1 rRNA gene is annotated in these 526 nt (G+C 46.0%); it reads left to right on the top strand.

From position 1 onward, the window contains the following. Positions 1–190: 190 nt before the first annotated feature. Positions 191–526 (top strand): 16S ribosomal RNA (locus tag ACYP2Q_RS31515); the annotation flags it as partial.

The raw sequence follows: 526 nt of genomic DNA, 5'->3' as shown, positions 1-526 counted from the left end.
TAATAACCGTCGCTGATGCGGAAACGCAGAAAACGATAAAAAAGAAATTAAAAAACTTAGTTGACATCGAAAAACGAAGATGTTAACATAAGGAAGTCGCAAATGAGCGACTAAGTAGTTCTTTGAAAACTGAACGAAACAAACAACGTGAAACGTCAATTTTTATTTTATGATGCTAGACAAACTAACTTTATTGGAGAGTTTGATCCTGGCTCAGGATGAACGCTGGCGGCGTGCCTAATACATGCAAGTCGAGCGAATGGATTAAGAGCTTGCTCTTATGAAGTTAGCGGCGGACGGGTGAGTAACACGTGGGTAACCTGCCCATAAGACTGGGATAACTCCGGGAAACCGGGGCTAATACCGGATAACATTTTGAACCGCATGGTTCGAAATTGAAAGGCGGCTTCGGCTGTCACTTATGGATGGACCCGCGTCGCATTAGCTAGTTGGTGAGGTAACGGCTCACCAAGGCAACGATGCGTAGCCGACCTGAGAGGGTGATCGGCCACACTGGGACTGAGAC

The organism is Pseudomonas sp. MHK4, assembly GCF_054600775.1.
Note: the sequence above shows the minus strand (reverse complement) of the source record. Positions and strands in the feature narration are given on the sequence as shown.